14 protein-coding genes are annotated in these 22,573 nt (G+C 47.8%); all 14 read right to left on the reverse strand.

The features are described 5' to 3' along the window. Nucleotides 1-27 precede the first annotated feature (27 nt). The 14 genes from DZK30_RS08225 to DZK30_RS08295 all read right to left on the reverse strand — a co-directional run bounded on the left by DZK30_RS08225 (nucleotide 28) and on the right by DZK30_RS08295 (nucleotide 22,553). Complete coding sequence (locus DZK30_RS08225) at nucleotides 28-363, reverse strand: hypothetical protein (protein WP_118973647.1); 336 nt, start codon at nucleotides 361-363, stop codon at nucleotides 28-30. A gap of 111 nt (nucleotides 364-474) precedes the next feature. Beyond that, the gene (locus tag DZK30_RS08230) at nucleotides 475-1,206 is read right to left on the reverse strand and encodes a hypothetical protein (protein ID WP_162902945.1); all 732 of its coding nucleotides are present in this window, start codon (nucleotides 1,204-1,206) and stop codon (nucleotides 475-477) included. A gap of 58 nt (nucleotides 1,207-1,264) precedes the next feature. After that, entirely contained in the window at nucleotides 1,265-1,660 is a 396-nt protein-coding gene (locus DZK30_RS08235) for a hypothetical protein (RefSeq protein WP_118973649.1), read from the reverse strand. A 116-nt stretch (nucleotides 1,661-1,776) separates the two neighbouring features. Beyond that, a complete protein-coding gene (locus DZK30_RS08240) occupies nucleotides 1,777-2,190 on the reverse strand; it encodes a hypothetical protein (RefSeq protein ID WP_118973650.1) in 414 nt (137 codons plus the stop codon). Continuing rightward, a complete protein-coding gene (locus DZK30_RS08245) occupies nucleotides 2,187-2,999 on the reverse strand; it encodes an RHS repeat-associated core domain-containing protein (RefSeq protein WP_118973651.1) in 813 nt (270 codons plus the stop codon). The genes DZK30_RS08240 and DZK30_RS08245 overlap by 4 nt, the downstream gene beginning before the upstream one ends. 28 nt (nucleotides 3,000-3,027) lie before the next feature. Next, a complete protein-coding gene (locus DZK30_RS08250; RefSeq protein ID WP_118973652.1) occupies nucleotides 3,028-3,711 on the reverse strand; it encodes a hypothetical protein in 684 nt (227 codons plus the stop codon). 3 nt (nucleotides 3,712-3,714) lie between these two features. After that, a complete protein-coding gene (locus DZK30_RS08255; RefSeq protein ID WP_118973653.1) occupies nucleotides 3,715-8,697 on the reverse strand; it encodes a DUF6443 domain-containing protein in 4,983 nt (1,660 codons plus the stop codon). 11 nt (nucleotides 8,698-8,708) lie between these two features. Next, a complete protein-coding gene (locus tag DZK30_RS08260) occupies nucleotides 8,709-12,662 on the reverse strand; it encodes an RHS repeat domain-containing protein (protein WP_118973654.1) in 3,954 nt (1,317 codons plus the stop codon). Nucleotides 12,663-12,987: 325 nt separating this feature from the next. Beyond that, nucleotides 12,988-13,194, reverse strand: coding sequence for a helix-turn-helix domain-containing protein (locus DZK30_RS08265; protein ID WP_118973655.1), 207 nt, complete (start codon nucleotides 13,192-13,194; stop codon nucleotides 12,988-12,990). A 3-nt stretch (nucleotides 13,195-13,197) separates the two neighbouring features. After that, nucleotides 13,198-13,743, reverse strand: coding sequence for a DUF2975 domain-containing protein (locus tag DZK30_RS08270; RefSeq protein WP_118974018.1), 546 nt, complete (start codon nucleotides 13,741-13,743; stop codon nucleotides 13,198-13,200). Between the two features lie 594 nt (nucleotides 13,744-14,337). After that, nucleotides 14,338-15,234: a DUF6252 family protein gene (locus DZK30_RS08280; protein ID WP_118973657.1), complete on the reverse strand. Its 897-nt coding sequence runs from the start codon at nucleotides 15,232-15,234 to the stop codon at nucleotides 14,338-14,340. A gap of 60 nt (nucleotides 15,235-15,294) precedes the next feature. After that, a complete protein-coding gene (locus tag DZK30_RS08285; protein WP_118973658.1) occupies nucleotides 15,295-17,277 on the reverse strand; it encodes a T9SS type A sorting domain-containing protein in 1,983 nt (660 codons plus the stop codon). A gap of 215 nt (nucleotides 17,278-17,492) precedes the next feature. Next, on the reverse strand, nucleotides 17,493-19,166 hold the full coding sequence (locus DZK30_RS08290; RefSeq protein WP_118973659.1) for a T9SS type A sorting domain-containing protein: 1,674 nt from the start codon (nucleotides 19,164-19,166) through the stop codon (nucleotides 17,493-17,495). A gap of 213 nt (nucleotides 19,167-19,379) precedes the next feature. Next, on the reverse strand, nucleotides 19,380-22,553 hold the full coding sequence (locus DZK30_RS08295) for a TonB-dependent receptor domain-containing protein (RefSeq protein ID WP_118973660.1): 3,174 nt from the start codon (nucleotides 22,551-22,553) through the stop codon (nucleotides 19,380-19,382). Between the last annotated feature and the right edge of the window lie 20 nt (nucleotides 22,554-22,573).

Genomic DNA, 22,573 nt, shown 5'->3' on the forward strand with positions numbered 1-22,573 from the left:
AACCGATAGCAGCCGTATGATCAAAATTTATTTCCGCCGGGTATAGTAGTATTTATTGCTGATTTGCAATTTGTCGCCCGACACGGAGCAAGCCAAAGTATCGCCTACAAGCCCAAAGCCGGACTCAAATATGGAGGTGATCAGCTTCTGCTCCTGGTACAAGTATTGATATGTCCCCTCTACCGGCTTTGGAATGCCTACCAAAAGCACGGAATACTTTCCGTCTTTCGTAAATTCCCTGCTGGTAAAGCCCTGGTTAATGTCGTCGGCATCCCATATACCAACTATTGAAAGCGCCTCCGGGCTATCTTTGGAACAGGCAGAAAGCAATACTAAAGGCAATAAAAATTTCAGTTTTTTCATGTGGTGATTCAGAAGCTATGTTTGTTTGTTCTCTTTGTTTGATTTTGTCGAAAGAATTCGTGTGTCAGCAGGTGCTGAAGACGCTATGCACTTTCGCATTTTGAAGACAGTTCACCATTTGGAATAACTGTAAAGGCTGCTGCTTATTGTTTTCTTTCGCAGCATATCAACTGTCTTCGTACTAATTAATTGTCCTTCTCTGTCGTAGGCAAACGATTTCCTGTAGTGAAAAATTGCTGTATCCTCGTTCAGTATTCCTTCGAATGCCATGAGCCGGTTCTTGCTGACATAGAGCATTATTTTTGTGAGTACTTTTCCGTACAAAAAAGGGGAATAGTCTGCGCCGGTTTTCATGCTTACATCGGTATTGAGGTCATAGGTCAAAGTGTCAATACCTTTCGAACCAATATGATTGGTTTTTCTCTGCCCAACTTTGTCCCTAAGAACTGAGTTTAAATAGCAGAGGTCTTCATCTAGCAATCCCAACTTGTTCAGATATGAAATATGGTTCACACATTCATGTTTCGGTAAAACAAAATCCGTTGCGTAGTGGCGATCCAGAACCCGCCCGTTTGCCCCATACATTAGCTTTGCATCCCCTGTTAAGTTGTACTTACCATTCGTTTCTTTAGAATATTGATTTATCTTCACAAGCCTTCCCGCTTTATATTGATAGCTAAATGAATCCAATGGCAATGCTATTGATTGAATCAGTGAGTTAGAGAAGTAATACTTTTTAGTTATACTATCTGATTTAACGGAAACCCTTACTCTCTGAGGTTGAGCCAGCGAACAGAAAGAGGATATTATTGATATAATGACTACTAAGGTAGCTTTAGTCATATAGTTGTAGCGCTTTAAGCGGCACACGAAAGGATTCGTGCCAGCAGGGGCATCAAATTTATTGTTTAACAAATAGACCGATCAAATCATCCGTTTCATAAAGCTTGTGCTTGTCTCCCGCTTTCCACACATCTTTGTCATCTACTAATATTGCTCCCTGCATGTCTGTTTCAATCTCAAATGCTTTTTTATTAAGCAATTTATAAATAAGCTTCTCTCTAAGGCTAATCGTATATTCATTTCCAACTACAATTTTCATTTTTTTCTTGGATAGGCGCTTCTCTTTTGAATCTGGTATCCGTTTCGAAATAATAATACCATTAATAGTATCCTTTCCTGAAACAGTTATAAGATAATGTTTGGCAGTAGAATCTATTTTCAGCACTTTTATTTTTTGTCCGTTTGACATAAATGCTACGGCAATAAGCCATATAGTTATTGTCAATTTCTTCATTTTGCCTCAAGTCTAAAATGAAATAGCACTTTTCCCGTTTCTGGGCAAACAAAGTAATTTGAATATTCTGAGTTCCATTGCATTTTGTTGTCGACTCATCAATAGATATCAGAAAATTAAGGGTAGACAACCTCGTAATAGTTTCCAGACATTAGGTTAATAAGCGCTATCGCTTTCTCAGATTTCTTTTTTAATCTAAATTGAATACATGTAATCAGTGTCTGTTTACCAGTCATTGACACAATAAATTTCAAAACGAACATTTTCTTTCCGTAGCTTATATTCTTTGCATTTATCCCGGGTTCTATACTATAGCCGTTTTTAGCAAAATCAATCTTGCTCTTTTCTAAATTCACTTCTGTAATAATGTAAATGTCTGCCTTGTCATCCTTGATTTTTTGTCTGAAGTTTTCCAGAGACGCGTTTATCGCCTCCTCAACAGATTTTACTTTAATTGTATCTTGTTGAGCGTAACTCGATACATGCAAAAGAAGAATAAAGCCAAACAATAGCAAAGAGAAGCGTTTCATAAGTTTTTATTAGACGGGGCTTGCCTAAAATTATACATTGTCGTTGTTGTTCCCATCTGGGAGCTTGGCGGTCTTACTATATCTATTACCTCACCACTTGGATGGCTATGAAATTCACTTCTTGCATCTACATCAACATCAATTCGTATTGAAGCATGGGGGTCCGTTTTAGGATTAGAAACAGGGCCAGGCATTGCAGTGGTTACATTTCCTTCTTGACTGATACCGCCACCGTACTCCCTATTATTAGCTGCCGAAGTTCCGCCTTTGCCGTTGTCCTTATTTACTTCAGCAACCATTTGCTGCCTTACATTTGGGTTTCCTTCGATTTCCACACTATTATCGTATGCTATACTATTAGCTTTGAACGCAGCAGTTTTACCCGAATTCTGCTTAATAAAGTCCTCAGTCTTTGTTGCATCCGCTTTAATAATGCCATTGGATGGGACACCGCTATCAAAGTCCGTTTGCGTTGTCTTTATCACATTAACTTTTCCGTTATCGACACCATCATTTCCAACTACCTGCCCTTTCTCGTTCCAAAAATCCGTTGCTAACATCCCATCCAGATCAATAAACCGGATCGGGTTATCAAAGGCATAATTATATGGGCTCCACCTTCTCATTTTTTCGGCCAAAGGATCTGCCGTCAGCCATCTTCCTATTTGTGGGTCATAAGGCCTTGCACCGAAGTCGTATAGCTCCAACCCAAAGCTTTTTTCCGGCTCTTTGGTCAGAAATTTGTAGCTGTTCGATTGAGTATTCACTGCCTGGCTCGTATTGATGGTCAAACCGTACGGATAATACATTTGCGGCGATCTGCTATTGGGAAAACTATTATTTAAGATTTGGTATCCGGATGAATGGCCTTATATTGATCTTCGACAACGACGTTGTATTTGCATTCTTAAAATTAAGGCTACTTTGTGCTGACCGGCTAAGATCCCTTCGATAACAGTCGTAGGATGTTTTAGAAAGAAAAGGTCCCCCTTTGTTTGCAGTAAAATGAAAATCATAATTACATCTTATAACGGAACCGATATAAAAACGGATAACAAAGCCATCCACTTCCTTTTCAATTTTCCGATAAGGTTCGGACTGGTATTCGAACCGGTTTAGAATCAGGTTCTCGTTGATCGCCGAGACATGATAGCTGCCCTTTTCAGAAATAATCGCCATTAGCAAACGTGTATTGAATACCGTTTTGTAACAGGCATCCTTGTATTGGTCCAGTTCCTGTATTCGGGGAGACAGGATAACTATCCAATCAGCGATACCGTCTTTATTCAAATCCACATTAAGAGAATCGATCAATACATAGCTCGACGAGAACTGAATTCCTTTGAAATTCAAAAAAGTCGGATTTTTATCCTGCTTGCACAAATGGCGCTTTGACGAGAGTCTGTCTTTTTCAAATAAAAATGACTTCCCTTCAATTTTCTGATTGGTGGCATGCTGTGCATAACATGCATTCAGAAACGCGAATAGCAATATTGTTGACAATACTATTTTCAAATTCATTTGTTACGGTGTGTTTTTTTTCCAAAATATACTGCCACCAGCATTGACAGTTGCCTGTAGACTTTGGGTAGCCCGTGCACCAGTATTGTACTGGAAGCTTCCTGTAGACCAGTTATTCCGGTCGCCAAAAACAGCTGCCGGAATCGAATAAGATTTGCCATAATAGCGCACAGAACTACCGTACCTACTTGTATTATTACTTTTGTAAGAATCATAAACTGATTTTGGGATGGTAATACTATTATATTCTGAAAATTTATTTTGAGGATTACCGTCAGGTGCATGCAAACCCCATGCCAGAAAATCCGTACCATCCCATAATGTAGCTCCTCCTGTAGGATCGCCATGGCCCGCCAGAACGTCAATAACCGCTGCTCTTGCGTTTTTTGCGCTGCCGCTATTATCTGTATTGCTAAGCTCACTTTTATCCCCTACACTTGAGTAGGTGCTCATAAGCAATGAATACATATCAGAACCTCTCTCTTTAGCTTCATTATTATTTGCATGGGCAATGTATAATGATTCATTGGGGTCGTCTGAAACAGCTTCTTGTTTAACAACATTGGCTGTCTTCTTGAATTCAACATCAGTCATAGACATTTGTGTCGGGACGTTTCTCCCCGAGCCAGGGAGGGAGGGATCGACCGAAACCTGCTTATCAACAACGTAAGTTTTATGATCATTTTTACCGTCATTGTAAAGATAGTTACCGTCCCTGTCATAGTAATCACCGACTAGGTCTCCAAGAGGATCCGTATTATTTATCGGATTATTATTCATTGAGCTATATGGAGTTAAACTATAGTTCATCTCTGCCCTGGGATCAAATCTTCTAAAATGGCCAATTTGCGGATCCAAATTGCCGTAATACGTCTCATAAGTTTCAAGTCCCCAATGTTGCTCCAATTCTATCCCCTGATATTTGTATGGTTGACCTGAGACATTCACCGCCTGGCTCGTATTGATGGTCAAACCGTACGGATAATAATGATTCTCTTCGAGTATGCTGCTGGTATAGTGCTGCAGAGCCAGGTCGTCGAACCATACTTCTTTACCGGGACTCTGGTTATCGACATAGACCATAACATAGCCCGAAGGAAAGGGTCCTACCATACCCGAAGAGCTAAGGCTTTGCTCCTGCCAGCTGCCATCGCTATTGGCGCTCACCTGCACGCTCTTGCTCAGTGCGGGCACCAGCTCCATCTTTTCATTAAAAAACAACAGGTTCAGATGTGCCCTGGGTACATTGGGATCGTTGTTGGCATCCAGCAGGTTGTTGAGCTGTGTGGCCAGCGCAGGATTATCCAACGCTGTCTTTACAATGCGGGCCTGCTCCGGCAATTCAGAGATGGGTACACCCGGATAGGTATTGCCCCCCAGCAAAGCACCCATCAATGAAGCCACCATATCGACTCCGGGAACGCTATTGCTTTGGGTATAGCTGCCATTGTAGTACGCATTCGCAACGATAGCAAACCGATCGCCCGGCATAGTACGCAGCATGATAGCCGTACCGATACGGTTGCCGTCTCCTTTGGTCAGGGCTGCCATTTGGTTTTGCGGATCAACGCTGGCAGGATTGGCATCGCGCACGGCCGGTATATTGTCAAAGACCTGCTCTTCGATCGCAGCTCTTGCGATCTCATGTGTCGCCAGGTATTCCGGCGTCAAAGGATTCATCGTTGCCACGCTGCGAACATTGCCCAGGTGATCTTTTACAAAATAATCATACACATAGTCCATTGCCGCCGTACCGGCCACAGGCCTTATGCGGCCTTCTTCTGTAAGGACGTATTGCAGCACGCTATCCTTATAAACGAAGTTACCGATATAATCATATATCTCTGTAACTCCGGTCGCGGTGGACTTAATTTTCTTCTGCAACCTGTTGCCTGTCGCATCGTATACATAGGTGATCACGCCTTGCGTACCCACTGTAATCTTCTCCGGCTTGTTCTGGTAGTTGTAAGCAATGGCAGTAATATGTTTGTTCTGATCTGCGACCATATTGCCATTAGCGTCATAGGCGTATTCTATGTTCAGATCCGCACTGTCTTTGAAATCCGGCAAGGTTACGGTATTGGCCGGCAACACCAGGTCTTTTACTTTGACCAGCTGGTTGCTATTATCGGCATAGGTATATTGCAGCCGGTCCATGTCAACCGGCGCGTTGCTTACTGCAGGGTTCACACCACGCTGATCCATGGTCATCAAGTTGCCGTTCTTATCATAAGACATATTGGATGCAGTATAATCATAGGCATCTTTGAGCCAACCGGCGCCGGCAGTTTCCTGGCGCCGGTATTCGGCATGCGTCAGGCGGTTTAGCGAATCATAGCAATAGCCATAAGCTTCAAGCGGAGCGCTGGTGCCGGCCTTTCTCCAGGTTATCCCTGCAATATTACCGTTATATAGCTTTCCAGCGAAGCCCTTGTCATAATAAAGGTTTTCTTCGAAGACATGGGGGTCCTGGCCTGCGGCAGAATTAGAAACATCAATGCGATCCAGCAAACCCCTGATATTGTATTCCTGGGTCACCTTTGCCGAGGGAAATATTTTAGACAATATGCGGTCCTGCTGATCGTAAGTATAACTGACAAAAGGATAGGCCGCACCGCCATCGATCTGCCGGGTTATTGCGCCCACTTTATCACTACCGCCACCAGGACTGAGATTTATATTGGCCGTGGTTACTACACGTACCGTTGTGTTGGCGGCGCTCATCCCTGGTATGGGATGAGCCACGGGGTTCTCGTGCTTTTGAATACTTTTCCACAGCATGCCCTGGAAATAATAGACATTGCTGGCAATTTCTTTGCCGCCGTTTATATTTTGCGCCTGTGTTTGTAGTACGCGGCCTTTGCTGTCGTAATAATTGGCACTCAGCAGCCATTTCTCGGCCGCCGTATCGTCAGGATCCATTACCCTTGTCCGGGCTCCGGTAGCCAATCCTTTTACGGCATGGGTAAAATCGGGTTCCGGTTGTTCCAGGTAGGGCTGCAGGGTTGGATTAATAGTAATACCCGAGAACTGTGCCGCATCGTACGGAAGCGCCGACAGCTGGTTATAATCATCATAGTAAGCATAGTTTAAAAGCTGGCTTTCCGGTATTGTTGCAGGGTATACCTTCCAAAGCGTAGTTGGCTTCAGATAAGATAGCAGAGAACCGGCGGGGGCATTGCCCGGGGCTATAAGCGATTGCTGCAGATCAGTCTGGCTGACTGGTGTGCCGGGCTCATATTTACCTGAAAACACCTGGCGATCCAGCGCGTCGTAAGCAGTAAACAACCAATGGCCCTGCGCTCTTAGGTTACCATCCTGGTATAATACTTGCCGGTCGCGCTTATCGTATACAAAATATTCCGTTTCTTTCCCCGGGAGCTTCTTTTGTAAGAGCCTGCCCCGATCATCGTAAAAATACTGGTATGCCAGGTTGTTCATCTGTGCAACGGAGAGAGCCGGCCAGCTATAAGTATAGGTAGTCGTTGTCGACACACCAGGAACAGAGACCTGGCTTACGGTATGGGTGGGCTTCAGGCATTCCGGCGACAACACCGCACGCAACCTGTCCAGATCATCATATACATATATCGTATAGGCCAGGTTGTCCGGAATCGACCGGGCAGGCACAAAGGCAGGCACAGCCGAGGTTTGCTGAAAAACCCTTCTTTTCATCAGGATGCGGCCTCTTTTGTCCTTTACTTCATCGTTAATATTACCGTCTTCATCTTTTACAGTATGGACAAACAAGGTGCTTTCCGCGTAATCTCCTGCATATTGTGGCACATCGGAGCTTGCGGTGCCGATGGTAAAACGCGGGAAAGCACCGATAACCTTATAGTATATTGAACTGAATGCGTATACATATTCCCTGTTGCTGCTGTAGCTATGCTCTAGCCCTTTGCCTGCCCCTACCCAGCTAGCGCCCGGCGCCAGCTCCTTCGTGACACGGTCCAGCGGCGAGTTATCATATTCCATTTGGGCATAAGGTTGCTGACCCGGATAGGCTGTGTCGAAATGCTGTCGCATTCCCGTCGCAATAGCATCGACAAATGCGCCCCGAGAACCGGCTACCGGACGGGGCAGCGGTAGGTATTTACAGGCCTCACGGCCCGAAGCATCATAAACATTAGGTGTAACAATATCGTTACCTTCCGCCATAGCCTTTCTGCCGACAGTCTGCAAGGGCCTTCCCAGGCCGTCGAAATAGCGGGCAATGCTGCGCACATACTGGTCCGGGCTCACAGAACCGTTGAGTGTAAAATCATCCATGCGGAAGGTGGCCGTTCCACCATGAGCCCCGAGATAAAGTACAAGATCTATTTTGACCTCACCCCTCAATTCGGTGATGGGCGTGTCCAGCACAACGGTTCCAGTAGGCTGCATCTGACTTTGCCCACCGAGACCATCGACAAAGATACCCCCTGAGTCGGCAGCAATACCATTGATCGCTAACCGCCAGGCGGAATAGCCGGTACTGCTGCTGCGGTGATAAAAGCTAAAAGAACGCAAGGTTGCAATATAACCTTCAGCTACGGTAAAGGATAAGGTCAGTGTCTTCGTGGCGGGTCCGGCATTATTGACTGCAAGCGCCTTTACACCAAAGCCGAAGTAGGAAGTCCATACACCGCCGGTATTGGTCCAGCTGCTATTGCTCAACCGGGGATCGATAATGGCCGGCGGTACGATATAAGGATGGTCGTATGGGCCATTGTCAAAGTTATGCTTGTAAATGACCGAAGCACCCGGCGGCGGTGCTGTCGCTCTTAAGGGAACGTCCGGCACTTCCGTTCGAATCAGGTTAAACCGCGTCATTGCACCCAGGTCGTACATACCAGGATGAGGCACGGGGGGCAGATTGCTGATCGAAGGCGCTTCTGGTATATTCAGTGCCGGGGCTACCGGTTGTGCTAGCAGACGCCCTCCAATAAAGAGGCCAAGCAGGCAAAGAAGGCGACTCAGCCGCCTGGTTACAAAAGCTTTCATAAAGGGTAAGGTTACTGGGCTTTATATTGATAAGTATACTGCCGGGTTACATTTTTATTGGCATCACGCTGCCGAACAAGCCGGCCCATACCGTCGTATTCATAATAGGTAACATTGCCGGATTCGTCTATCGACGTGGTAACGGCTCCCGTCGCAGGGTCATAGGCGAGGGTTCTCATGGCTGCGTCGGCAGGATATAACCGCGCCTCATCGATCATCAGGTTATTGATCATTCCCACTGTTGAGGGCATCGGCGTCTCCAACCTGACTTTATTTCCCGTTCCGGTAAGGGGTATTTCATAATAGAACCAGCCATTGGCCTCACGCGTGTGGGCTGGAACTGCTTGCAGCACGTTACCGTTATATACATTGGGCACCGTAACGGGGCCGGGCAAATCTCTTACCCAAAAGCTCAGCACATAGGGCTTTCCGCTTTGTAAGGCATTAACCGACAGCAGCTCCGAATGCAAGGCGATCGCCGGGCTTCCATTCTCAGAGAACAAACCGTAGTGAAAATTGCCGGTCAGCGGCGGGTAAAGTGGGTTATTGGCAAGGAACTCAGGATCAAATTCCCAGTTGCCCTTGCTATCGTCAATCGTACCCAGAGGCGGATAGGGTGGTTCATCGAAGCCTGAGAAGGCGATGTCGGACAATGCGGCATTGTCCACGGTCGCGACAGGTTTCATGGATTGATACCCCATTACACTGGCGATCACCCGGCCCGTACGGCTTTCGGTACGCTGTAGCCCATTGCCTTGGTAATCGACCTTATTTAATTCCTGCTCCAGCTGGTACCTTGGATCTTTATTGAAGGATGTCCCTGCACCGATACCGGTGATCGAAGAGGGACTGAAACCGGATAATGGCGTATTGGTATTCAGCTTATATAAGCGTGACCGCAGTACGCCGGCAGCAGGCGCATTGGCAAAAGGAGCATATTCATTAAGATCTGCACCAAGCGTCTGTATAGCAGTGCTTCCGCTCTTCGCCTGCTCATTCCAGCTTTCGACCAGGGAGCTGTATTTTTTATCAGACAACAGCAGCGGGATACCGTTGAGCAGGTTGCCGCTTATCCCGTTAATCGATCCGACATAGTCCCTGGGGTATTTAAAGCGCTTCGTCAGCGAGGTTCCATCGGAATTGACCGTGGTAATAGCCCGGGGATAGGGGTCCAGGTTGGCCGGAGTATTGTTGGCATAGGTATACACAGTGGTTGTGCTCACAGGCCCGGGACCGCCCGTAACCGTGCCATAGTCTTTTGCTTCTACCGACCGTAACGCCATTTTTACATTGGCAAGCTGCAGGAAGTAGGTATAGTACATACAATTGGTAGCGAACATATCATCGTATGTATTGAAGATGTTCGGCATGTTGTATACCCTTATATTACCTTGTTTCAGCGCTGGTATATATACCGGCCCAAACTGCCCGGGCGACATCACCTGGTATTGGAAATTTTCCTCGTAGGTAAGGGTATTACTACTGGTATATTGCTTTTTAGAAGAGATCATTCCTCTTGCCCAATCCAGGTTGATCTTGGGACCGGCGTAGTAAGAATACTCCGAAGCATCGACACCGGCAAGGTCCATTGGTGTGGTGACGTCGAGGAAAAGCGAAGCATCCTGGCTGGGCGGCACCATTTCATAATAGCCACCGCCATTGATAACCCTGACCAACGGCAGCATGTTGTTGAAGTCTTCGATCCCGCTGCCGGCATTGGTATATTGTGGTTCGATTGCCGGCGTACCAGCCTGACCCGGAGCCCAGAAGGTATACACCGTCTTTCCCTTTCCGGGTATCTGCTCCGTTACTTCCTCATAACCGACCACCGGATTTCCGGCATCGATCAAGCCACTGAACTCGGGCATCTCCAGCCGCCAGGTAAAACGCTTGATATAATCCGGACTATCGCGTGCATAAGCAGATGGATCGACGCCCTCGAACTCATAGCCACAATGATTTTCCCCATAGGCAATGATCGGCGCATTCAGGAGCTTGCCTGATGATTGCAGCGGAGCCGTCGCCCGGGTATAAGTATAATTCCTTACGATCGCCGGCGAGCCCGTGATATTGGGGTTGGTGGTAATGCTTTTTATCCTCATCCCACCTCCTTTGATCGTATTGTTGAACCAGAGGTAGTCATTGGGCTCAAAGCGATAGTCGATATAGCCATCGGTAGGTGTAGTAATGCGGCTCAAGGTACCAATAGTCATACTCGCTGTCGAACTGGCGTCGGCGCCGTCGAGCATGACCTCGGTCTCACCCAGCACCACCCAGTCGGGCCTTCGGTTGATCGTATACTTGTCGGTCCCGGTTTTATTCGGATATACATACATTTTTGGATAGGTACACGAAGTCACATTATTGCTGCCATTATAGTAGCCATAGAGATCCCTTTTTACGGAAAACTGTCGTGGGAGCGCTGCACTTTCGTTATAAGTAAAGCGGTATGGCGGTGTAACGGTGCTACCACTTTTAAATTGAAGACTCGTCAGCTTAAGTTTTTTGGTTTGATTATCATAGATGACATTGCCGCCAGGACGCAAGGGTACTGCATAAGTGTAATCTATACGCGGATCGTTGTTTGTATTGAAATAGTCATACCCAAATTCAACCCTGTATTTCTCAACCACTCCATCCCGGGTCTTGCGATAAATAATAATCCGCTCCAGCTGCTTTGACGTGGTTACATCCTGCCGCTTGGCGTCCGAGAGAATAAAGTCGATCCGTTCGTTGTCCGTCTCGATGGATTTGATCTTATTGGTAAAGTTGTTTGATCCGGCGACATTGACATTGTGGTTTCGCAAAAGAGGAGAAAAGCCGCTATTGTTGACGAAATCCATGTTAGAAGCCCTCCTGGATATACTGACAGAAGTGCTGGTATCCTGCTGGTAGGTAAAGTGGATCTCCCGGCCATGCGCTGTGGTTAGCCTGCTGATAGACCAGCGATCATTTTTCTTATAGACAAAACCGCCGACGTCACCGCCGTTCACCCGGAGATAATCCCGGCCGCAGCCAATGCCCCATGAAGGGTAGTAGCTGCTGGTGATATAAGAAGAGTCCAGGACGTCAAATTGGTACCGGCAGCCGTTATCATCCCTGATCTCAAAAGCGTAAGCGCCACTTGTCTGATAAGGGAATTTCATGTTGTACCGGTTGGTAATCGCATCGGCATTATAATAATCGGTAGCGGCATCTATGCTCCAGCTAATGTCTATATTATCGTAAGGAATCGTACGAGGCTTAGTCAATCCTTCCTGACTGGAATAGCTATAGACAAATTTGCCGCTACGGCCAAATAAGTTATAGCTGAACACATCAGGGCTTGCATCGAAGCCCTCGTCATTGTACACCGACCAATCCAAGGTGCCTGCCTCAAAATAAAGCCAGCCGGCGCCTATATCGTGCTTGACCTTCTTAAAGAATTTATTGGTGCTGTTGCTCAGCCATTGATAAATGGTTCTTTTGTCGGAGGCTGAAGACAGATTCATCGACCAATTGTAATTATTGATCCTTTTAGCGCCCGAAATGGCATATCCACGCAATGGATTAGCGATCCTGGTAAAATCCGGGGTGTCGGCAACGAGCCCCATCTTTGCCGTGATGACCACATCATCAGGGGTACCATTGACACTCCTGCCCACATAGCCACCCACATCCAGGCTCCAACCAAAACCGACCCAGCTTGCCCGGTCATCTATCTTCGTGGCATTGGGATTATAAGTAAGGCGAATGGGGATCTTTACGCCATCTTCTTCAAGGGTATAAAGATCGATACCGATAGCGGTCATCCCCGTATAGTCGACATCAAATTTGTCAGTAGCAAATTGCGGTACCTGCTTTAGCAAGGAACCGGTCTCTTCTATCTTATATTTCCGGCCATAGCTTAGATCATCAGTCTGGGCGTTGACAAACATCATATTACTCAACATGAGCAATACGGCAAGCAGATATTTTGATTTCATTATTGACAGCAATTGGATCCTTTGAAATCGATTAAATTTAATTTTTCATTAACCAATATCAAAAATATATATTTCTTTAAAAGAACATTGAAATACAATATTAATTCTACATGAAGTTGTTGTTTTTCAATCGTCATAGCTTGGCGCCAAGACAAAACATCTCAACTTGATACATGAAAAACAATAGAACACGAGGTGGCTCTGGCCTATAAGCGGTACCGGCATTCCCGCTTTTCTCCATAAAAAAATACCAACCCTATGGCTGGTATTTTTTCGGATCAACGGTAGTCTTAAAAAGTTATTGGCAACGTCGAGAAGCGCTACCTTACGAGGTCTTGTATTCCAATATATCGCCCGGCTGGCAATCGAGCGTTTTACAAATGGCCTCTAGGGTACTGAAGCGTATGGCCTTGGCCTTGCCGGTTTTGAGAATGGAAAGATTGGATAAGGTAAGGCCTACTTTCTCCGAAAGCTCATTCAACGACATTTTCCGTTTGGCCATCATTACATCAAGGTTTACGATTATTGGCATGGCTTATATGGTTAGCTCGTTTTCGGTTTGTATTTCGATCCCTCTTTTAAATAGCTGCGCGATCACAAAAAGGATAACGCTCATAAACAGCCATACATCGGCGCCACTCAGGCGCAGATGTTGCTCATCGGGCATCTTCACGCCTTGCCCGGCCAGCCATTCGGCATAAGTTGCGCCCCAAAACGAAAACAATCCGATCAGCAAGGCCAGCAGGGACATCCAGGTAATAAAACGACGCACCTCCTTACGGAACGGCTGGGCAATATCCAGCTTCCTGCCATGCAGGTTCTTTATGATGAGGTAAAACAGCCATGCCTTCATGCCCGAAACCACGAAGATGGCCAGGTTCATGACACAAAAATGACCATTATCAAAGCGGAACAGATCCGACAGATCGGCGTCTTTCCACAGACGATCAACGATACCGGGATTGGCCATGGCGAAAAAGGCATTCACCAGATAACCGCCGGCCTCGACGCATAAGCCCACAAATATGACCCATGAGACGATATAGAGCACTTTCAATATCAGTCTGGTATTTGTTTTCATAAAAATATGATTTGACAATACGAATATAGGCAAAAATATATCGACATTCAATAAAAATTGCTCTTTTAGCAAAACAATTGCTTCCGCATATAGGAAACAAAACAATCTCCGTTCTTTGAGCATGTCGAACTTTTCTCACCGAAGGTAAGGACAGCTATTAAATGGTGCTTCGACGGGCTCAGTAGCCGTTAGCAGGACGATTTGACTAATGTTTCCTATATCGGGATAGGTAGTAAAAATTATTTCGCCTGTTCTTATCCAAAATTTTTAACCGCAGAGCGGGCGAAGGAATGATTTTTTTGAAACGCAAAGCACGCAAAGTAAGGAAGTGCCTCGTGTTCTTTATGCAACCCTTGCAGTTATCCGCTTTTTCTTTAGCCGCGAACGCTAAGAGATATGCACAGGACGCAAAGGGTTGGCGTACTATGCACCACTCCAGATAAAACCAGGAAAGACGCCCGGTAAGTCTGCGCTGATATACCGGTCGGCCAAACACCAATATAAAAATGCCAGCACCCGCTTCAGCAGCGGATCCTGGCATCTGTCAATTCAACCTGGTACGGTGATGGGACAATGACCTTCCGGTCTGTATTTTTATTTGGTATTCCCCTGTACGAAGCTTCCGTCGGTCAGGGTTACTTTGGTCCCATCTTCAGCTGTCAGCTCGGCGGGGCCGCATTCGGCCTGCAGGAATTGTCCGTAATGGTAACGGATCAGCGTCATTGGCACATTACCAGCCTGGAATTTTTTTCCCTGCCCATTGGTATAGACCGCAGTACAATTGTACTGTTTCAGCCCGGCATAGGCGCCGGCAGAAATAATGAAGGAGCCGCCGTCGGCAAAGCCAAAGCCGATATTGTCCAGGAAGGGCGCTATAGCCGACCCTTGGTTGAAATTACTCGGCGACTGGCCACTGGCAATCATTTTCCGGCCATCGATCGTCATCTCCATAAAATTGTACAGGATATCAAATACGCCTTCCTTGAAATCATAGCGTTCGGGATAGGTCCTCGAGGTGAGGAGCAGGCTGAAAGTCCCCTTGATCCTATGTGTTACGGTGTCGACGGCAGTAACCGTAAAGGCGCCACCTGCCTCAGCAGTGGCCCTGCTGGTATAGCTTTGCTGTACAGCCTGCTGCTGCACATAATATACCGCCGTATGTATCGATACGCTACGTTTCATCTCGTAAGTACCCGGTGTGTCGGCTCCTAATACAACAAAGAGCGAATTACCATCCAAACCCAGAAAGGAGAATTCCAGGCCCTCAGCCGATGGGGTCAGCGCCCGGCCTAAAGCAGTAAAGCTATCGTTGTTGAGCAGCGCCTTAACGCTGATCACGGTATCGTGTTCTGTGGCCGGCGGCGGTGGCGGTTCATAGGGGACAACGGGGAAGGTAAAGCCATCTTCCTCTTTCCGGCAAGACGTCAATAGCGTTGCGGCGTAAAGAAAGACCAGCAGGAATATGGGATGGAACAGGCGTTTCAGGCTCATGGAACGGCGTAATGATATGGGGAAGGCCGGGCAATACACCGTGTACCCGGCCTGAATGATTTATTGAATAATGATCTTTTTCTGCTGTTGCTTGTCGTTTTGCAGGAAATAGGTGCCAGGCACAAGGTCCATTATGTTTAGTTCCTTCACCTGGTCTGCCTTTTTCTGTAACACACCCCGCACATCATAAAGCCAAACCTGCTTCTGCGTTTCGGAGAAAAACAACGTACGGCTGACCGGGTTAGGCCATACATCGAAAGAGAGCCGGTTCGTTTTGGGATCATTTATAGATACCGGCTCCGGAGGGGTTACCGGGTTACCGGTCTCGGGATCGTAGCCGGGAGGCGGTGCTACCCATCCGCAGGAAGAGGGGTTTTCGAAATATTCTTCCAGGTTGCTGATGGCGATCACTACCGACTTGTTATAGGTCGTATGGCTGGAATTGGGATAGCGTATGCTAAGGAATACCGGCGAAAACTCGGGATTATAACCAAACACCGACTGGATCTCGGCGCCACGCGGCGCTATGGCAAAGGGTCGCAGACTGCTCGGATCGGGATTTACCTTGCCAAGGTCCAACACATAAGTTTCATTTATGAGGCTGTCCTCGTCGTAGATATGACCGGGATTCCTGCGGTAGCCGGCGTTAGGCACCTCTTCATTCATCAGGAGATAATTCTTCTGCACGTTCTCGAAAGTGTTGAAATCGAAGTAGCTGAAGCCCAGATTGCTGATCTGCTTGGGATTGGAGAAAATATACCGGCCATCCATAGATATACCACCTTCGATATGCACCTTTACCGTCCATTTGCCGCTGATCGGGTCTTTGCTCAGATTCAGTATACGGCCATAGGGATCAAAGAGCGTCGTATTCTGCATCCTGAGCTTCAGGTGATTGGCCAGCTTGCCCGAATAGATGAGATTGGGATCGGTAAAGGAATGCTGCAGGTCTTCTCCGCCCGTCTCGGCCAGCAGGTAATGTACCCCATCAGCTGTCTCAGCCTTTACGAGATTACCCAGGCGGTTGAACATGGTCGCGCCTTTCTGCAGCGCGAGCTTGCGTATATCCAGCAATTCCGTAAAGTCTATGGGGAACAGGGAGCCGTCTACATCTTTATCGTTCAGGAGCAGCCAATCGCCTTCGTTACTGTTATCCTCCTGCTTAAATGCATAAACACCGTTATCCGACTGCGTGTACCGCAGCAGCACCGCCGGTTGTGTTTGCGTGGTGTAGATGATCTCAATATTACCGGAAGCCGGAACACTAAGATCGCTCTTGGTCGACTGGGCCAGCATGCCACCAATATCGGCGCGTCCTGCAGCATATATTTTACGTACCATTTTCCCGGTACTGCGGTCTGCTTCCAGCAGCCAGCCCATATTCTGGTAACGTGCTATGGCTGCAGGGCCTCCCTCTACCGATCCCGCAGGAAGGGTATAGCTACCCGTCTCTGTAATACCAGGCTGGAGATCGGCATTGCCCGAGGCCATGCGCTCATACAGGAACAGGTTGCCCTTTTCATTTTCCGAAGAGGTTGTTTGCGCCCCTATATGAATACCATTATTGCCAAAGCTGCCACCCAGGCCGTCTATATCATACATGCGGTAGTTAACGCTGACGCCGCCCAAAGACTGAGGTACCACAGACCAGGTATTGTCGCTTTCCTTCTGCACATGCATTTTCAGGTAGCCGCCGCCGTTGCCGGTAATGCCGGTCTTGTTATCTCTCAGGCTCAGGTAAAGGTCGCCTTCGATACTGGTATTAATGCTATTGGTAGAAAATTGCGTAATGTTCTTTGAATCGTAGGCCAGCGCGCCAAAGCCGCCTTTGACAGGGGCATTGTTGCCCTTTTCTATATTATGCGCCACATCGCCTTCCCGCAGCAGAATGCTGTACTTCAGGGGACTGGGAGGCATGACAAGGGAGTCGCCGGCGAAAGAGGTATCGACGGGACAAAAGAGTTCGGTAAAAGGCTGTGTCTGGCTGTACATATTCGTACCACAGCTTGCTGCAAGCAGCAAAAAAAGTAACTTCTTGTTCATATTTATGGGTGTGATGGATGATATACCAAAAAGGGCCGGCCTGCCAGCTGCTTTATGACACCATCAAGACGCAAGGACCACGGCCGCTACCCACTGGCGCAGCGTTACGGAATTATTAACCTTAGGGATGCCATGGTTGGCCGGAGACAGAGGGGCATAAAAAAAGAAAGAACCCTTTCGGGTTCCTTCTGATTACAAACGCTGGAAAGTATAAACTATAAAACAACAAGTTGACCATTGATCGTGCTACCATCTTTCAGACGCACGGTAACCAGGTAAGTACCTGCTTTCAGACCGTTGATATCAAGCGTTACATTTTGTTCGCCGAGATCAATGATGTTGGTATTCACTACCTTCAGCACCTGTCCGCTGATCTGGTCGATAACGTTGATCTGAGCATTGCCCAGCTGGTTAGCTTCAAAGATAGCGTGTGTGGTGTTGCTGGCAGGATTGGGTGCAAAACGGACAACAGGGGCTTGTTTAGCCAAAGCTGCAAAACCGCTACCACAGCTAAACATTTGATTCTGGGGACACCATGTGGTCCAGCCGGCAGTCCAATCGGTAGTACCGAAAGCGCCGCGATACTTCACCACGGTAAATCCTGACGTCAGATCGCTGCCGGTAAAATCGGCAGTATCCAGCATAATAGCTTGTGCAAAGTTGGGGTTGATCTGGCAGTAGTTGCCCTTGATGCTTGCAGCATTGGTGAAGGCAGGAACACCCACGGGTGTTTGGTTGCCAGACTCCAGGCAGCCAGTGCCGATGTTACCTACATTGGCCCATACCAGGATAGAAGCGCCGCAACCACCAGTCCAGGTAGAACCGGTAAAGTTGGTGCCATTATCATACAGTGAGTTGAAAGAGTAGTTCAGCATATCGCCTGAAGTCAGGGAAGTATTAACTACGGTGGGTGCATCTTTTACAAACAGACCGTTGTCGGGCCATGAAGTTTCGATACTGTTGTACAGGGAATGAGCCGAGTTCCTGCGGATAAGCGCACCGTTGTCGTATTCTGCATTCAGTGTAATACCGGGGTTGCAATATTTAGGTCCGATGAAAGTGAAGTTGCTGAAGATAGCGCGGGTCTTGGGTGTGCCGAGATAATCGGGTGAAACGTTGTTATTATCAGACTCGATACCGTTAGAACCGGAGATATCGTGAGAAGTGGTGTCCTTACGGATAGAAAGGCCGAACTGTATTTTACCATTGTAGCCCAGATCGGTATCGAAGTCATCGTCTCTTGTATCCAGGGCGATCAGGTTCTTTGCATTTACGGTACCACCAAAGAATTCGAAAGCATCATCATTGGCATTAGTTACCTGAATGTTCTCGATCCTGGTACCATTACCAACGCCAGCCAGCGTAAGGCTGTTGATCTCGTTGTCGGGAGAGAAAGCGATACCGGCATAGTGGATCTGTACGAATGTCATTACACCAGAATTATCAGCAACATCGGTACCACCTGCCAGTACAGGCACACAGGCGCCTTCTACCTGGTAAGTACCACCGGGCACATTGATAGGCGCTTTACCGGCAAGAATGATACCGGCCCAATCGCCACGGGCACGTGAGCCTGCAGGCTTAGAGGAAGTGAATACGATAGGAGCGCTGGAAGTACCGGCGGCATTGATCTTAGCGCCTCTTTCAATAATGAGTGCGCCTGCTGTAGAAAGCTGCGAAGGACTCAGCGGGGCCAGACCGAAAATTTTGGTACCGGGCTGGATCGCCAGTGTTACACCGGATTTAACGGTAACACATCCCCTCAGGTAATAGCACCTGTTGCTGGTAAGTACCCTGTTGACAGTAATGTTGCCAGACAGTGTATCCTGGGCCGTAACGGCGCCGGCAAACAGGGTTGCAGCAACCATCAGCATTAATGTTTTGTTCATAAATTTTGATTTTTAGTTTTTTGATTTAGTTGTGGTGTTCCGCCTTGCAAGGGTTCGCTATTAGGACAGGGGAAACATTGCTTTTGCCCACAGTTCCATATTATCGAATCGTTAGCTTGGTATTAAGCCGCAACCAACATGGGACAATAAAGGGTTACGCGCCACCCACCGGCATGGGGATGCGAAAAAGCGCAAAACTAAAAACAGGAAAAATCAGCGTGTGGGATTCAGGTGAAAGCGGAAGCCGAGGGTATAGCATGTGCCATCGTACCAGCTCTGGAAGCGATTGTCTCTTTCTACGTTATCGGCCTGTACATCCGGATCTTTATCGAAGGTGCCGTTGTAATCGGCATCCTGCATCAGGCGGAACCGGCTATTCAGTATATTCTGAATGCCACCTCTCAGCTCAAGGTGTCTGCTGATGCGTTGCGAGAAGGTAAGATCGAGCGAATGCCGGGGCATTTCCCAGGTATTGGGATTATTACGCGAGCCTACGTTGAGGATACGCCGGCCGATAACATTATAGGAGATATTGGCCTCCAACCCCAGATCCCTGTCGGTGAAATTGACACCAATATTGACCAGGTAAGGCGACTGACCATATAATGGCCGGTCCTGAACGATGCTTTTCCCAAAATTCATTACCTGTCCAAAGGCGATAAAGCTATCGGCCATAGAGACCTTGCTGAAGCTGTAGGTTGCATTGGCGAGCACCGATATCTTTTGCAATTGCTTTGCTACCCAGGAACTACCCTTACAATAGCGCTGCAAGCCCAGCATCATTTCTATTTCTGCCCCATATACGGAAGCCTTATCGGCATTGCCCCAGAAATAGGTGTTACCGCTGCCGCCCATGTCCTGGGCATACAATTCAGGCGGATGATTAAAGTGCTTGTAGAAAATGCCGGCGGCGAACATCTCGCCGACGGCCGGGTAATGCTCAAAACGGAGATCAACATTCTGGATGTTCACTTGCGGCCTCATATCGGGATTACCATAAGTGACCTGGAAGAGATTAAGGTCGAAATACTTGAAAGGAGCCAACTCCCTGAACTCTGCACGGTTAAGTGTTTTGGCATAGGCAAGCCGCACCAGGCTCTTGTCGGAAAGGTTATAGCTCAGGTTTACAGAAGGCAGCAAGGCGACTATTTGCGTATCGACAGTAACCGCTCCGGCCAAAGGGCCCGTTGTCGCCCAATGCGTACCCACAAGATTGAGGCTGTAATGCTCCACGCGCAAGCCGCCATACAGGTTAAGCCTGGCAGTTAAAGGCAACTCGGCCGCAAGATACCCGGCAATGACCCTGTTGCTGGCGCTGTAATAGCCGTTAGGATTGGCATTGTACAGGAGCGTAGGCGCAGTGTCGTTGCCCTTGCCGACATTAAGATTCAGCCAGTCAAAAGAAAAGGTCCGTTCCTTTTTTTCAAAGTAAAATCCGGCTTTCAATGTGGGCTTAAAGCTACCTATGGCCAATGGCTGGGTTATATTAAAAGCCAGGGTTTTGGTCTCCTCGGGCAAGTACAGAAATATGCGTCGCCACTGTGCTGCATTGCCCACGCCGTCTACATTATAAGGCTCTTGCCATATCAGCTGTCCTGTACTGTCCGATATACTGCCCTGCCTGGGCGTGGTCTGCATACGTGTACGCTGATCGGGATCGTTGAATATACTTTTGGTGTAGCCCAGCAGCCATTCGACCTGTGTATTGGCAAACAAGCGGTGCGTACCACTTAGCTGACCGTTATAAATGCCTTTAAACGCGTTGGTCTGCACCTGGTTTTTCATGTACATACCTCGCGTAAGACCCAGTCCATCGTCATTATCGGAACGTACCTCTCCGTTCCGGTCGATATACTGAAAAGTGCCCAGGTGTGTATACAGGTTCCGGAAAGAGATAATATGCCGGCCTTTGTTGATGTTGAGGGAGAAATTGGCCATGCCGTTTACCCGTACATCGTGCTCGTACACATTATCGACCAGGTTGTATCCGACCTGGAACCGCTTCAGTTCTTCCCTTGATTGACCGGGATTACGGGAAACCGTACGACTCTGATAGACATTGCTGTAATTGGCACTGGCGACCACACCCAGGTCGACCCGGGACGATAGCGGTATATTGCGCGTAAAGTCCAGCCCCAGGCGATGATCGGGCCCGGCCGTCTTCTGAACGGCATCCCAGTTCTTGTTCAGGTATGGGCTATAATTCATATCGCCCGGATTTTCGGGCGATACGATCTTCGGCAAACGATAAGTACCGTCGTCGAAGCCCAGCCAGGCGCGCTTTCCCTGCTTCTGCTCATAAAAGTCCCTAAAGGTGGTATTGGGCCTCACCGATGCCTGGTAGGTGATATTGAGATCATTCCTTGGCGGCACGTCGGTGGTGAATATTTTGACTACGCCTCCCGAAAAGTCGCCGGGCAACTCGGGTACGGCCGTCTTATAAATGAGAATGCGGTCGATCATACCGCTGGGTATGGTCTCAAACGAAAACGCCCTGCTATCGGCCTCGAAGCTGGGCGCAGTCACATTATTCAACAGTACAGAATTATACCGTTGCGGAATACCCCTGATCACGATAAAGCGGTTCTGAATAACGCTTACGCCCGGCACCCTGCGCACAACTTCGGCCGCATCACGATCCTGGCTCCGGCCGATCTGCTCTTTGGAGATACCGGTCACGATCGCACGGGCCGACCGGATCTGATCGATAAGCGCAATATTGGTACCCTGTATCTTACGTTCGGTAACCACTACCTCATTCAACGCCGTCGCATCCTGGCTCATATCCACGGTCAAATGTGTATCCTGGCCGGCTTTCACCTGTATGTTTTCCCGCACGAGATTCTGGTAGCCTACAGTGCTTATTGTAAGGCTATAGGCGCCTTCTTCCAACTCGACGCTGAACCCGCCGTCTGCATCGCTTTGCAACGACTGCCCGGCGACAGAGATCATCGCCCCGATAATCGTTTCCTGTGTACGCTGATCTTTTATGCTACCCGAAAGAATGCCCTTCTTTACCTTCTTCACGGGAGCTGCCTTGCTTACGACAATATTGTTCTTGATCAGGCTGTAGCTAAGCTGATGCCGGAGCAGCAAGGCGTCCAGCACCGTAGATAGGGATACGCGGCTATAGGTGCCATTGATCTTCACATTGCCGGGAAGATCCTCCTCTGTATAGACAAAACGATAGGGGATCTGGCCTTCCAGCTGGTGCAGCGCTTCCTTAAGCGAATTGTTGCTGAAGGTAATGGAACAATTGACCGATGACAGGGTATTGGTCTGTGCCTTTAGGTTACCGGCCGGTATGATATGCCAGAGCAGACAGATGAAGAAGAATGGGATAGAACGGAAAAAGGGGCAATGAGTAGACGTTAGCGGGCGCCGCATTTGGTTTATGTTTTTAAAGG

This window comes from Taibaiella koreensis (genome assembly GCF_003545715.1).
In the GTDB taxonomy this organism is placed as follows: Bacteria; Bacteroidota; Bacteroidia; order Chitinophagales; family Chitinophagaceae; genus Taibaiella; species Taibaiella koreensis.

Coding starts and splice junctions, on each gene's coding strand:
- DZK30_RS08225 (WP_118973647.1), bottom strand. CDS start 363: ATGAAAAAACTGAAATTTTTATTGCCTTTAGTATTGCTTTCTGCCTGT.
- DZK30_RS08255 (WP_118973653.1), bottom strand. CDS start 8,697: ATGAAAGCTTTTGTAACCAGGCGGCTGAGTCGCCTTCTTTGCCTGCTT.
- DZK30_RS08270 (WP_118974018.1), bottom strand. CDS start 13,743: ATGAAAACAAATACCAGACTGATATTGAAAGTGCTCTATATCGTCTCA.
- DZK30_RS08245 (WP_118973651.1), bottom strand. CDS start 2,999: ATGTATTATCCGTACGGTTTGACCATCAATACGAGCCAGGCAGTGAAT.
- DZK30_RS08235 (WP_118973649.1), bottom strand. CDS start 1,660: ATGAAGAAATTGACAATAACTATATGGCTTATTGCCGTAGCATTTATG.
- DZK30_RS08285 (WP_118973658.1), bottom strand. CDS start 17,277: ATGAACAAGAAGTTACTTTTTTTGCTGCTTGCAGCAAGCTGTGGTACG.
- DZK30_RS08230 (WP_162902945.1), bottom strand. CDS start 1,206: ATGACTAAAGCTACCTTAGTAGTCATTATATCAATAATATCCTCTTTC.
- DZK30_RS08280 (WP_118973657.1), bottom strand. CDS start 15,234: ATGAGCCTGAAACGCCTGTTCCATCCCATATTCCTGCTGGTCTTTCTT.
- DZK30_RS08260 (WP_118973654.1), bottom strand. CDS start 12,662: ATGAAATCAAAATATCTGCTTGCCGTATTGCTCATGTTGAGTAATATG.
- DZK30_RS08290 (WP_118973659.1), bottom strand. CDS start 19,166: ATGAACAAAACATTAATGCTGATGGTTGCTGCAACCCTGTTTGCCGGC.
- DZK30_RS08240 (WP_118973650.1), bottom strand. CDS start 2,190: ATGAAACGCTTCTCTTTGCTATTGTTTGGCTTTATTCTTCTTTTGCAT.
- DZK30_RS08250 (WP_118973652.1), bottom strand. CDS start 3,711: ATGAATTTGAAAATAGTATTGTCAACAATATTGCTATTCGCGTTTCTG.
- DZK30_RS08265 (WP_118973655.1), bottom strand. CDS start 13,194: ATGCCAATAATCGTAAACCTTGATGTAATGATGGCCAAACGGAAAATG.
- DZK30_RS08295 (WP_118973660.1), bottom strand. CDS start 22,553: ATGCGGCGCCCGCTAACGTCTACTCATTGCCCCTTTTTCCGTTCTATC.